Origin of the sequence: Limosilactobacillus caviae (genome assembly GCF_014635905.1) — a bacterium.
Classification (GTDB): domain Bacteria; phylum Bacillota; class Bacilli; order Lactobacillales; family Lactobacillaceae; genus Limosilactobacillus; species Limosilactobacillus caviae.
In genome coordinates this window covers 110895-125536 of the sequence record NZ_BMDS01000004.1, presented here as the reverse complement: position 1 = coordinate 125536, position 14642 = coordinate 110895, and the positions used below count along the sequence as shown (strand labels likewise).

Below are 14642 nucleotides of genomic sequence, written 5' to 3'. Positions count from 1 at the left end.
GGTTATCATGTCAATTATTTCGTTTATATTTGGTGCATCATTAGCATCATTCATCGCTTCTTACAGTTATCGACTCGCTACTAATCAGCCATTAATGTTCCCACGCTCTTATTGTGATAACTGTCGCTTACCCCTGTGCTGGTGGCAGCTTATTCCTATTTTAAGCTTTGTTATACTCCACGGACAATGTTTTTATTGTAAACAAAAAATCAATTTTTACCTACCATTAATTGAATTACTTTCCGGAACCGCCTTCGCCATTTTAATTATTTATGACCCCCTTCATGATGCCATTATTATTATATTTTTAACGTGTTTGATTTTTCTTGCATCCACCGATTTCTTTGCTCAAATTATATATCCTTATTGCCTAATTGGACTTTTTCCTGTTGCTTTTCTCTCCGTTCCGCAAGACTATCTTTCTAATTTTGCTTCCGCATGTATATTAGCAATCAGCCTATTGCTGTTTACAGCGCTAACTAAAACCCTTGGAAATGGTGATATAGAGTTTTTATTTATTATTTGCCTTATTTGGGGATGGCAACAAACTCTTTTAATTATTCAAATCAGCTCACTAATTATGCTTGTTTGTTTTGTGACTACTCATAAAGCTAAGTTACCCTTTGTTCCAGCTTTAGCATTTACCACGTTTCTTAGTATCTTTATTCAGGGATGCTAAAAACTCCAAGAATTGACGTTTTAGTCAAAATTCCTGGAGTTTTATGTAACTAAAATTAATTTACTTTATCTTGCTTTACCGGCTTTAATTTAACAACAAAAAGATTTTGCCCAAACTGCGCAAGGTTTTCTATATTTTGCAGCAACAACAATAGCCAAGAAAAGGCCAACCCAAATTCAAATAATTCAAAGGCAGTCAAAGAAAGATAATTTGATAGCTTAAAAACAATATATTCAATACTCATCACTGCCCCAATGGTGTATGAAATTGTTAAAAATTGTTTAGTAACTTCCGGTAGCACCCACCTAATTACAACTATTAGAATCAACATAATATAAACAAGCCACATTGCAATTCGATCATGTAAAACATGAAATTCTGGATTATTAGGAAAAAGGCCAATAGCTGCAATACATACTGCTAACATAATTAACAGCCAGCGTAAAGCCTGAATTTTATAACCATGATATCGTCGTTGAATGTTGACAAACAAGTAATCTACTAAGGCAATCATTAATAAACCAGTAAAAATTAACGTTATATTAAACTGGAAATTTGTTGAATTTTTAGCGGTTCCTAAAAAGCTAAAGTTATAGCGCCACCAATCTCTTGAGGAATTAGTCAACATCGAAAATAACATTCCCCCAATAATCATAATTGTTAACAAATTGGTAATCACACTAGACGATAATGTTAATGCTAAGTTAATCATTATGTAGTTTAGTGCTGCTAGTATTACAAATATAAATGCGGTCGCAGTATAAATATCAAACTGAGCATCCTTAAACATCTGGCCAAATAGCCAAAAAATAGCTGAAAAAGAAAAGGCAATAATTAAGCCACATGCAATTGTAATTGTTGGCAAGCTTCGCCAATGAAAATCTTTACTAGGACCCTTTCCCAAAATTTTAGTAATAATAAATGTCATTAAAAATGATAGTACACCGCTACACACGCCTAGGAATAACGCACCATTTGCAATAGAATAATCATCGCCAGTTATTGGAACTGTACTAATCTTTTTCAAACTAAAAAAGATCAAAAAAACACTAGCTAAAATAATTGCTGGAATAACATACCAAAAAATATTAATCTTAGGTAGCTGATCGCTTACTTTTATAGGACGAATATTAATTTGCTTATGATTAACACTAAGCGATAACTCTTCACCAATTGAAAAATCAGTTTTATCAAAAGCTGATTCAGGAATTTCTATTTGATATTTTTTAACCAAGTAATCACCTCATTCAAAGAAAAAAGGCAACAGCACCTATACAGGTTACCATTGCCGTTTTTATATTAGTTTTGCTTATCTTCTTCTTTTAACTTTGCCTCAATATCTTTAATTGAGTAAGCAGCTACACTAACTTCTTTTGGCTTGATATTCCGGTAAGCACTCATACCAGTACCTGCAGGAATAATCTTACCAATAATAACATTTTCTTTCAAACCAACTAATGGATCATTCTTACCACGAATAGCAGCATCAGTTAATACCCGTGTAGTTTCTTGGAATGAGGCAGCTGATAAGAAACTGTTTGTCTCTAAGGCAGCCTTAGTAATACCAAGAATTACTGGACGAGCTGTTGCAGGAATGTTACCAGCAACTAACGTGTCCTTGTTAGCATCACGGAATTGACTAATATCCATTAATTGACCAGGTAATAGATCAGTATCACCTGGATCCATAACGCGAACTTTCCGCATCATTTGACGAATCATAATTTCAACGTGCTTATCTAACAAGTCAATACCTTGCATACGGTAAACACCTTGAACTTGTGACAAGAGGTAAGTTTCAGTAGAAAGAACGTCACGAACCTGAATTAATTCCTTAGGATCAATTGAACCTTCATTGAGTGGTGCTCCACGATGAATAAAGTCACCTTCAGCAACCTTCATTCGTGCAGTGATTGGAAGCGTGTAAGTCCGCGTATCGGTCTCACCCTTAACGGTAATATCTTTGGTCCGTTCAGCAGGATTTTCTTCAATCGATACAACCTCACCAGTAACTTCAGTAATTGTTGCACGACCCTTAGGATTACGTGCTTCAACAATTTCTTGGATACGAGGAAGACCTTGAGTAATATCATCGTTACCAGCAACCCCACCAGTGTGGAAGTTACGAAGAGTTAACTGAGTACCTGGTTCACCAATTGATTGAGCAGCAACAGTTCCGACAGCTTCACCGGCTTCTACACGGTCACCAGTAGCGGCATTTCGTCCATAACAACGTTCACAAACACCATGTTCAGTATTGCAAGTAAATGCTGAACGAATAGTTACTTTCTTAACACCCGCATCAACAATCTTTTGCGCCATCGCTTCATCAATAAGAACGTTCTTACCAACAATCTTTTCGCCAGTCTTAGGATCGAAAACGGACTTCATAGTGTAACGACCCATAATCCGATCGTAAAGTGGTTCAATCATTTCATTACCATTAGTAATAGCAGTAACCTCAAGCCCACGATCAGTACCACAATCTTTTTCACGAACAACAACATCTTGTGCAACATCAACAAGACGCCGAGTTAAGTATCCCGAGTTAGCAGTCTTCAAGGCTGTATCAGTCATACCTTTACGAGCACCATGAGATGAAATAAACATTTCCAAAACAGAAAGTCCTTCATAGAAGTTTGACTTAACAGGTAATTCCATGATTTTACCGTTTGGTGATGCCATTAATCCACGCATTCCAGCTAACTGAGTAAAGTTTGAAATGTTACCCCGAGCACCAGAGTCAGACATCATGTTAATTGGGTTATGGATATCCATGTGTTCAATTAACTTGTTTTGAACTTCATCCTTAGCATCATTCCATGCACCAATTACTCGTTCATATCGTTCATCATCAGTAATTAGTCCACGACGGAATTGCTTTGTAATTAAAGCAACCTGCTTTTGTGCTTTATCAAGGATTTCTGGCTTTTCTGGCAAGTCGTGAATATCAGACATAGCAGTAGTCAAACCAGAAATAGTTGATTCATAGTATCCAAGGTCCTTAATACGGTCCAAGAATTGTGAAGTCTTAGTAACTTTGTAACGCTTGTACACTTCCGCAATCAAGTCAGATAAGAAGCCTTTCTTGAATGGCGGAACCAATGGTGCATTTTCAAGATATTCTTGAATGTCTTGACCTGGTTCCAAGAAGAATCGGTCATCTACACCATTTTGAATATTTCCATCTGTTGGTTCATTGATGTAAGCAAAATCCTTAGGCATAATTCGGTTGAAAAGAAGTTTACCAACCGTTGTTACCATGATTTTGCCCCGTTGTTCATCAGTGAATGGTTTTTCTGGGAATGCAGATACTTGAACCCCAACACGGGTTTGTAATGAAACATAATCATTACGGTAAGCAATTTCCGCTTCATCAGTATCCTTAAAGATCATTCCTTCCCCTTCACGACCCTTATCTTCAGTGGTCATGTAGTAGTTACCAATAACCATATCCTGTGATGGTGATACAATAGGCTCTCCATCACGAGGACTAAGAATATGGTGAGCAGCAAGCATTAACAAACGTGCTTCTGCTTGTGCTTCATCAGATAACGGAACGTGAATAGCCATTTGGTCCCCATCAAAGTCGGCATTGTATGCTGAACATACTAATGGGTGAAGACGCATTGACTTCCCAGACACTAAAATTGGTTCAAAAGCCTGAATACCTAATCGGTGAAGAGTAGGGGCCCGGTTTAATAGAACCGGGTGCTCTTTAATAACATCTTCTAATACATCAAAGACATCATCATCACTACGATCGATCTTCCGCTTGGCTGCTTTAACATTAGCAGAAAGGCCACGCTTAACTAATTCATGCATGATGAATGGCTTGAACAATTCAAGAGCCATTGGAACAGGTAGTCCCATTTGATTTAACTTCAATGATGGGCCAACATCAATAACTGAACGACCTGAGTAGTCAACACGCTTACCAAGCAAGTTTTGACGGAACCGTCCCTGCTTACCTTTAAGCAAGTGTGAAAGTGACTTCAACGGACGATTACCTGGTCCAGCAACCGGACGGCCACGACGACCATTATCAATCAGAGCGTCAACTGCTTCTTGAAGCATCCGCTTTTCGTTTTGAACGATAATTCCTGGAGCTTGTAATTTAAGAAGACGTTTTAACCGGTTATTACGGTTAATAACCCGCCGATATAAGTCGTTCAAATCAGATGTAGCAAATCGTCCACCTTCAAGTTGAACCATTGGCCGTAAATCAGGTGGCATAACTGGAATTACATCCATGACCATCCATTCAGGCTTATTTCCAGATTTGATGAAAGCTTCAAGAATATCAAGACGACGAATAGCTCGTGTCCGCTTTTGACCAGTAGCTTCCTTCAATTCTTCTTTTAATTCAGCAGCTTCCTTGTTCAGATCAACATCTGCCAGAAGTTTTTGGATCGCAGCAGCACCCATTTCAGCCTTAAAACGGTCACCGTATTCTGCTTTCTTATCACGATACTCAGCTTCAGTTAAAAGCTGCTTCTTTTCAAGTGGAGTATCACCAGGATCAAGAACAACATATGAAGCAAAGTAGATAACTTCTTCAAGTGAACGTGGACTCATGTCTAATACAAGCCCCATTCGACTTGGAATCCCTTTAAAATACCAAATATGGGATACTGGAGCAGCTAATTCAATATGCCCCATCCGTTCACGACGAACTTTTGCACTTGTAACCTCAACACCACAACGATCACAAACACGACCTTTGTAACGGATACGCTTGTACTTTCCACACGCACATTCGTAATCCTTGGTTGGGCCAAAGATTCGTTCGTCAAACAGACCTTGCTTTTCTGGCTTCAATGTCCGGTAGTTAATCGTCTCAGGCTTTTTTACTTCCCCATATGACCAACTACGGATCTTATCTGGAGATGCCAGACCGATCTGCATACTTTCAAATTTATTGACATCAATCAAAGGATGTTCCTCCTTCTTTCAGTAAACCGTAGCAACCTAAATATTAATTTTGATTAGTTTTGTCATCGGTAGTTGATGAAGTTGCTTCAGATTTATTTTCTTCATCGTTCTTCTTTTCTTCTGTCTTATGCTGTTCTGCATACTTAGCTAATGCATCAACATTTACAACTTCATCGTCATCTTCATCCATGTTCTTTAATTGAATTTCTTCATTGTTACCATCAAGAACCTTCATATCAAGTCCTAATGCTTGTAATTCTTTAACAAGAACGCGGAATGATTCTGGAACACCTGGCTTAGGAATTGGCTGACCATTGATGATGGCATCATAAGTCCGAACACGACCAACCGTGTCATCAGACTTGTAAGTAAGGATTTCTTGAAGCGTGTAAGCAGCACCATAAGCTTCAAGAGCCCAAACTTCCATTTCACCAAAACGCTGTCCACCAAACTGCGCTTTACCACCTAATGGCTGTTGCGTAACAAGTGAGTAAGGACCAGTAGAACGGGCGTGAATCTTATCATCAACCATGTGAGCTAGCTTAAGGTAATGCATGGAACCAACAGCAATTCGGTTTTCAAATGGTTCACCGGTACGTCCATCATAAAGGATCGTCTTACCATCTTCTGGGAAACCTGATTCACGAACAGCATCCCAAACATCCTTATCAGATGCACCGTCAAATACTGGAGTTGCCATGTGAATACCAAGACGACGAGCAGCCATTCCCAAGTGCAATTCAAGAAGCTGACCAATATTCATACGACTTGGCACACCCATCGGACTAAGCATAATGTCAATTGGTGTTCCATCTGGCATATATGGCATATCTTCTTCCGGCACAACGATAGAAACAGTACCCTTGTTACCGTGACGTCCAGACATCTTGTCCCCTACTTGAATCTTACGTTTTTGAGCAATGTAAACTCGAACCATTGTGTTTACACCAGGTGATAATTCATCACCGTTTTCACGAGTGAAGACCTTAACATCTTGAATAATTCCGCCACCACCGTGAGGAACACGTAATGATGTATCACGAACTTCACGTGACTTTTCACCAAAGATAGCGTGAAGCAATCGTTCTTCTGCGGACAATTCTGTCATTCCCTTTGGTGTAACCTTACCAACTAAAATGTCACCATCATGAACTTCGGCACCAACACGAACAATACCATTTTCGTCAAGATCCTTCAAAGCATCGTCACCAACGTTAGGGATCTCTCGTGTCATTTCTTCCGGTCCAAGCTTAGTTTCACGTGCTTCGGATTCATAAGATTCAATATGAATTGAAGTATAAACGTCATCCTTAACTAACCGTTCGTTAATGGCAATGGCATCTTCGAAGTTGTATCCTTGCCAAGTCATAAAGGCAATCAATGGGTTTTGACCAAGAGCCAATTCACCTTGTTCCATTGATGGACCATCGGCTAAAACATCGTCAGCATCAACATGTTCGCCAACTTTAACAATTGGTCGTTGGTTGTAGTTCTTACCACCGTTTGAACGACGGAACTTCATTAACTTGTAAGTATCAAGTGTGCCGTCTTCTTCACGAACACGAACTTCACGTGCATCAACATATTCAACCGTTCCTGGCTTCTTCGCAATCATTGCAACACCAGAGTCGTGAGCAGCTTTGTAATCGATACCAGTACTTACTAATGGTGCATGTGGATTAATCAAAGGAACAGCTTGCCGTTGCATGTTGGCACCCATCAAAGCACGGTTAGAGTCATCGTTTTCAAGGAATGGAATACATGCAGAAGCGACAGAAACAACTTGCTTAGGAGAAACATCCATGTAATCGATATTCTCAACACTTGTTTCAATGTAATCATCCTTATCACGAGCCATTACCTGGTCATCTACAAATGAACCATCATCATTTAATGGTGTGTTAGCCTGTGCAATGATAAAGTTATCTTCTTCATCTGCGGTTAAGTAATCGATCTTATCAGTTACCTTATGATCCTTCCATGAAACACGACGGTATGGAGTTTCAATAAAGCCATATTTATTTACTCGGGCATATGAAGAAAGACTATTGATAAGTCCAATGTTAGGTCCTTCTGGTGTTTCAATAGGACACATCCGGCCATAGTGAGTATAGTGAACGTCCCGCACTTCATATCCAGCACGATCACGAGTCAAACCACCAGGACCAAGGGCTGAAAGACGCCGCTTATGAGTTAATTCACCTAATGGGTTCGTTTGGTCCATGAATTGAGAAAGTTGAGATGAACCAAAGAATTCTTTAATAGAAGCAACAACAGGTCGAATGTTAATTAATTGTTGCGGTGTAACGGTATCAGGATCCTGAATTGACATCCGCTCACGAACAACCCGTTCCATTCGGGCAAGCCCAATTCGGAATTGATTTTGGAGTAATTCACCAACTGAACGAATTCGACGGTTACCTAAGTGGTCAATATCATCTGTGCTACCAATACCTTCTTGTAAATTAAAGAAGTAATTTAAGGAAGCAAGAATATCAGCAGGTTCAATATGCTTGTATTCTAATGGAATATGACCATTACCAATGATAGGCACAACGCGGTCAGGATCATTCTTAGAATATACTAAAATCTTTTGTAATTTAACTGGCTCTGTCACAACAGCTTCATCAGATGGAGTATACGTAATCGTCTTAAAGTCATCACGATCTAAGTAAGGTTCAAGCTTTTTGAGCAATTCCTTAGTAACAGTATCGCCTTTTTGAGCTAATACTTCTCCAGTATCCGGATCAGCTAAAGTTTCTGCTAAGGTTTCACCAAGTAAACGGTACTTAAGCATTAACTTCTTGTTAGTCTTGTAACGACCAACCGGTGCCATGTCATAACGTTTTGGATCAAAGAACCGTGCTGTCAATAGGCTCCGAGCTGAATCAGCTGTCTTTGGCTCACCAGGACGAAGACGTTCATAAATGTCTTTTAATGCTTCTTCAACTCGGGAGTCTTCTGCATTTTTATGAACATCTTTATCTAAAGTTAATGATAATGTTTCACTATCGCCACCAAACATGTCGATAATTTCATCATCAGAGCCAAAACCTAATGCCCGAATTAATTCAGTCATTGGTAACTTACGAGTCCGGTCGATCCGAACATATGAAACATTCTTAGCATCAGTTTCATACTCTAACCACGCACCACGGTTAGGGATGAAAGTTGCCCCGTAGTTTGGCCGACCATTCTTATCATTTTCTTCACTGTAGTAGACACCTGGAGAACGAACTAATTGTGAAACGATAACCCGTTCTGCACCATTGATAATGAAGGTACCTTGGTCAGTCATGAGCGGGAAGTCACCAAAGAATACATCTTGAGACTTAATTTCACCAGTCTCATGGTTAGTTAACCGTAACGTAACATGAAGTGGTGCTGAGTAGTTAGCATCGTGTTCACGAGCTTCATCAACAGTATACTTAGGTTCTAAAAGTTGATAGTCAACGAATTCCAAAGATAGCTTACCTTGGAAATCATCAATTGGCATAATATCATCAAACATTTCCCGCAAACCTTTATCCATAAACCAATTGTAAGAATCGGTTTGGATTTCAATAAGGTTTGGCAATTCGAGAACTTCTTTAATTCGCGAGTAGCTACGACGGGTACGGTGCTTACCGTATTTAACTAAATGTCCAGCCAAACTGTTCACCTCTCTAATTTATTCCGCGAGTTCATTTAAATATTACATTTTGATTACAATTTGCCTAAAATACAACTTTTGGGCAAAAAAAATCCAAAAACAGTTCAATGACTGTCTTTGGCTTTTATGCAGAACCAGATGGACAATAGATCACCGGGTTCAAATGAACTCACAATTACATACTATTAAAGTATACGAGTTCTATTAAATTTTGTCAATAGTTTTAAATGATTTTATCCTTTTCCGCCCCAATTCGATAAACCATTAATAATGCAGTCTAGAATTAATTGGTCACGCTGTTCAGGCGTAATAGAATGACCACCAATTAGTTGAGAAGTGCCAAAAATTGGGGTTAATCCTGCAATGAATAATTCTGCTGCTTCTTTAGGAAGGATATCTGGACGCAACTCTACTTCTGGTTGGCGGAAGAAAGCAGCAATCGGTTCCAAATAATCCATTGTAAAAATCATATTAAGCTTTTGTTGCGCACTCTTGGATAAGAGCCGCATTGCTTGATTGTATTGGTCATAGATACTCAACGGGTGGTGTTTTTTTAATGCCTTAGTAATTTGCCATAATTGTTCATTAGGTGACAAATCATGCTTTCGCATTACCTTGTTAATATCCTGACGAACTTTTCCGCATAAGTTGGTCATTACATCAAGATACAAAACTTCCTTGTCACTGAAATGGTGGTATAAGGCCGGTTGTGTAATGCCGATTTGCTTGGCAATATCCCGAGTAGAAGTTTCACCAAAACCCTTTTGTAAGAATAATTTTGTGGCGGTTTTCAAGATCGCTTGTCTCGTCTTTTCTAATTGTTCCGCACGCTTCATCTATTATTCATCCCCTATTTTTTGATTATTAATTATCTGATAAACACATTATAAGACTATAACTTATCTTTTGACAACTGTTTTCGGAAAATAATCATCAAATGTGATAAATGAGTGCTATTTAGCTGGCAAATTATCGTTATCATTAGAGAACATATCCGGCATAATTAGCATTATTACTGACGTTAAATCATCAATTTCATTTAATAACGTATTTAAAATTAAAATGATGACAATCCCAATATTGGATCATCATCACTTAAGAATCTTACTTATTCAAATTTAATTCAACAGCTTTATCTTCGTCTGCTTTCTTTACCTTAAAAGTAATTTTTCCTTGGTGAGCGCCAACTGTAACATCATCACCAACATTAATCTCGCCGCTCAATAACCCTGTACTCAAATCATCTTCGACATAGTCTTGCAAAGCACGGCGTAATGGTCGCGCACCGTAAGCAGGATCGTACCCAAGTTTCGCAATTACATCAATTGCAGCAGGGGTCACTTTTAAGTTAATACCTTGTTCGCTTACTCGCTTATTCAAATCTGCAACCATTAACTTAACAATTTGGTGAAGTTCTTTCTTTTGCAGTGAATGGAAGATAATCGTTTCATCAATTCGGTTAATAAATTCGGGACGGAAGTAAAGTTTCATTTGCTGTTTAATAGCAGCTGACATCGCATTGTAGTCTTGGGACATATCTTTTGCTCCAAAGCCTACTTCCTTTTCATCTTGTAATTGGGTAGCTCCAAGATTTGAAGTCATAATAATGATCGTATTTCGAAAATCTACCCGTCGTCCTTTAGCATCGGTTAAGTACCCATCATCTAAAACTTGTAGTAGTAAATTAAATACGTCTGGGTGGGCCTTTTCAGCTTCATCTAATAAAACAACAGAGTATGGGTGCTGGCGTACTTTTTCGGTCAACTGACCACCTTCATCATAGCCAACATATCCAGGAGCAGCTCCAATCAGACGACTAGTACTATACTTTTCCATGTACTCAGACATGTCAATCCGAATCATATTATCTTCTGATCCGAAAATAGCTGCCGCCAGCGCTTTGGCTAACTCTGTCTTACCTACCCCTGTTGGTCCTAAGAACATGAACGAACCGATTGGACGACTCGGATCCTTTAACCCGCTTCGTGCTCGGCGAATTGCTTTTGCCACTACCGCAACAGCTTCATCTTGTCCAATTACCCGTTGATGAAGAACTTTTTCAAGATTAACTAGGCGTTCACTTTCGCTCTTTTTTAACTGTGTCAACGGAACACCTGTCCATTCGGCAACAACTTGGGCAATATTTTCACCAGTTACTTTTAATTTATAATTTTGTGAATTTTTCTTTTGATTGCGCTGCTCTTTACGGTCAATCTTATCCTTAAGTGCTAATTCTTGTTGACGAAGCGTTGCCGCCTGATCAAAGTCTTGATTATCAATTGCTTCTTCCTTTTGTGCCCGCAAGTCTTCTAATTGACTCTCAAGAGATGGTTGCCGGTTCTTTTTATCTTCAGCATCAATTCTAACCATTGCAGCCGACTCATCAATTAAATCAATTGCTTTGTCAGGCAGGAATCGATCAGAAATATAACGATCAGACAGTTTAACCGCTTGTTCTAATGCATCATCAGTAATCTTAGCATGGTGATGTTCTTCGTATTTCGGCCTTAAGCCGCGTAAGATTTGGAGAGTTTGGTCAGTCGTTGGTTCATCTACTTGGACAGTCGCAAATCGCCGTTCAAGGGCGGCATCAGATTCAATATACTTTTGATACTCGTCAAGGGTTGTGGCACCAATTGTTTGTAGTTCACCTCGTGCCAATGCGGGTTTTAAGATATTTGAGGCATCAATAGCACCTTCAGCACCCCCGGCACCAATTAGTGTATGAAGTTCATCAATGAAAAGAATTACATGCCCATCAGTTTGAATCTCATCAATAACTTTCTTTAGCCGGTCCTCAAATTCACCACGGTATTTGGTACCTGCAACTAATGATCCCATATCCAGCATCATTAATCGTTTATTTGCCAGCTCATCCGGTACTTTCCCATCAACCATCCGCTGAGCTAAACCTTCTGCAATCGCTGTCTTCCCTACTCCTGGTTCTCCAATTAGAACCGGATTATTTTTGGTACGACGGCTGAGAATTTGTTCTACACGTTTAACTTCTTTGTCTCGGCCAATAACGGGATCAAGGCGGCCATTACGGGCTAATTCTGTCATATCCCGAGCCAATTTATCCAAAGTAGGTGTGCCATTTTGCTGAGGCCGTCGCCGTACCTGTTGCCGATTTGCAGATCGCTGCTGGCTATCAGCAATTCCTAATCGTCGTAAAATAACCTTTCTCATCTGACGTGGCACAATATCTAGACTATATAGAATCCGTGATGATAGGACGCTCTCATCAGCAATTAAAGCTAGTAACAGGTGTTCAGTCCCAATCTTCAACGCATGCATCTGTTGTGCTTCTCTACCAGCTAGTGATAATACCTGTTTTGCTTTAGGTGAATATGGTAGATAATCTGACGCTCCTAAGTTTTCCATCGTCCCATAACCAATTAGCCGTTCAATTTCTTCACGAATATCATCACTGGTTACAGAAAATTGTTCAAAAATCTTATTAGCAATGCCATCTTTATCCATTGAGAGAGCAAGCAAAAGGTGTTCAGTGCCCACTGCTTGATGTTTAAAATATTTTGCTTGTTCCTGCGCAATTGCCAGAACATGCTTTGCACTTGGTGTGAACATATTATCCATGTACAGTCCCCCTTTTAACTCTCATAGCGTAGTCGGTTCAAAAATGATATTAAAATCCGTGCTCGAAGATGGTCTTCAGCTTTACTATCACCGATTGATAATGCTTGTTTGGATAATGCCACTAACATTAAATCACCTTCACGCCTTGTAATTACGTTTTCTTCATATAATGTACGAACAATATCAAAAGCATCACGCTCACGAACCGAATCGCCAATTGCTTGAATGAGTGAGTTTAGCACATTTACGTCATCAAGTAAATTAACTCGCTCAATTCGAATATATCCACCGCCACCACGCTTACTTTTAACTAAATAACCATTTTGAATGGTAAATCGAGTTTTTATTACATAATTAATCTGTGATGGCACAACATCAAAATGATTGGCAATCTCAGAGCGTCGAATCTCGACCTGTGCTGAATCACCAAGAATCTCTTTTAAGTATGCTTCGATAATATCTGAAATACTTTTATTCTCCATTATATCACCTCGGCTTCTCTGACTAATCTTGACCATTATTTTACCACACTTTTAAAACCGACGCCTAATTCTATGACTATATTTTAAGGGAATAATAAAGACTAGTGAAACTTTCTCGCTTCACTAGTCTTCTAGAGAATTAAATATGAACTATTTTAATTATTTATTGTGAACAAAATCAACAACGTTACGACCAACAACCTTGTTATCCTTAAGTTCTTGGATCATGTCATTAATTTCACTTAACTTACGAGTCTTTACAATTGGGTGAACCTTACCTTCAGCACCGAATTGGAAACATTCAGCTAAGTCTTGACGAGTACCAACTAATGAACCCGCAACAATGATACCGTCAAGAACAGTCTTAGCAATGTTAAGCTTCATGTCACCTTGTGGAAGGGCAACAGCAACTAACTTACCATCTGGACGAAGAGAGTCAACAGCTTGATCAAAGGCAGCCGTCGTTACAGCAGTAACTACAGCAGCATGAACACCGCCAACCTTTTCTTGAATTTGTTGGTCAACGTCACCATCATGACGGTTAATCAAAATCTCAGCACCATTTTCCTTAGCAGCTTGAAGCTTGTCAGGGTTACCATCAACGGCAATAACGTGGGCGCCAAAGACATTGTGAGCAAATTGGATACCCAAGTTACCCAAACCACCAGCACCAACAATGGATACCCATTGACCTGGCTTAATGTCGGCAACCTTTAATGCCTTGTACATTGTAACACCGGCACAAGTTAATGAGGTAGCTTCGACTGGATCAAGGCCATCTGGAACTTTAACAGCGTAATCAGCTGGTACAATACATTGTTCAGCCATTGCACCATCAGCAGTATAACCAGCGTTAAGAACGTTCCGACAAAGGGTCTCACGACCAGTCAAACAGTATTCACAGTGTCCACAGCCCTTAAAGAACCAAGCAATTGATACCCGGTCGCCAACCTTTAAGGAAGTAACGCCAGGGGCAACTTTGGATACACGACCAACACCTTCGTGTCCAATAATCCGACCTGGCTTCTTGCCAAAATCACCAGCAGCACAGTGAAGGTCAGTGTGGCATAAACCACAGTATTCCATATCAACTAATGCTTCGCCCGGCTTTAAATCCCGGAGTTGAACATCTTTAACAGTAACGTATCCATCTACTGGATCATTAATTACAGCAGCCTTCATAAGGTAAGATCTCCTTTAATAAACAAATTACTTTTTACAATGCTTATAGTACCATAACTCCTTGACAAATTTAAAGTGAAATTTTGCACATTTATAAGACTCATCATAATACCAC

The 14642-nt window shown here is 39.3% G+C and carries 8 protein-coding genes; 1 reads left to right on the top strand and 7 read right to left on the bottom strand.

From position 1 onward, the window contains the following. The first annotated feature begins 7 nt into the window (after positions 1–7). Entirely contained in the window at positions 8–679 is a 672-nt protein-coding gene (locus IEU90_RS06650; RefSeq protein ID WP_153709918.1) for a prepilin peptidase, read from the top strand. A 55-nt stretch (positions 680–734) separates the two neighbouring features. Here IEU90_RS06650 and IEU90_RS06645 read toward each other — a convergent pair whose 3' ends face one another. From IEU90_RS06645 to adhP, 7 genes are all read right to left on the bottom strand, one after another. Beyond that, on the bottom strand, positions 735–1913 hold the full coding sequence (locus IEU90_RS06645) for a DUF998 domain-containing protein (protein WP_188357904.1): 1179 nt from the start codon (positions 1911–1913) through the stop codon (positions 735–737). A gap of 65 nt (positions 1914–1978) precedes the next feature. Then, the gene (gene rpoC / locus IEU90_RS06640) at positions 1979–5614 is read right to left on the bottom strand and encodes a DNA-directed RNA polymerase subunit beta' (protein ID WP_153709916.1); all 3636 of its coding nucleotides are present in this window, start codon (positions 5612–5614) and stop codon (positions 1979–1981) included. A 43-nt stretch (positions 5615–5657) separates the two neighbouring features. Next, the gene (gene rpoB / locus IEU90_RS06635; RefSeq protein ID WP_182597677.1) at positions 5658–9275 is read right to left on the bottom strand and encodes a DNA-directed RNA polymerase subunit beta; all 3618 of its coding nucleotides are present in this window, start codon (positions 9273–9275) and stop codon (positions 5658–5660) included. A gap of 224 nt (positions 9276–9499) precedes the next feature. Continuing rightward, positions 9500–10102: a TetR/AcrR family transcriptional regulator gene (locus IEU90_RS06630; protein ID WP_153709914.1), complete on the bottom strand. Its 603-nt coding sequence runs from the start codon at positions 10100–10102 to the stop codon at positions 9500–9502. A 268-nt stretch (positions 10103–10370) separates the two neighbouring features. Continuing rightward, the gene (locus IEU90_RS06625) at positions 10371–12863 is read right to left on the bottom strand and encodes an ATP-dependent Clp protease ATP-binding subunit (protein WP_153709913.1); all 2493 of its coding nucleotides are present in this window, start codon (positions 12861–12863) and stop codon (positions 10371–10373) included. Between the two features lie 14 nt (positions 12864–12877). Continuing rightward, positions 12878–13345 carry a CtsR family transcriptional regulator gene (locus IEU90_RS06620; RefSeq protein ID WP_153709912.1) on the bottom strand — a complete coding sequence of 156 codons (468 nt, stop codon included), beginning with the start codon at positions 13343–13345 and terminating at the stop codon, positions 12878–12880. Positions 13346–13504: 159 nt separating this feature from the next. Continuing rightward, on the bottom strand, positions 13505–14527 hold the full coding sequence (adhP, locus tag IEU90_RS06615) for an alcohol dehydrogenase AdhP (RefSeq protein ID WP_153709911.1): 1023 nt from the start codon (positions 14525–14527) through the stop codon (positions 13505–13507). Positions 14528–14642: the final 115 nt, after the last annotated feature.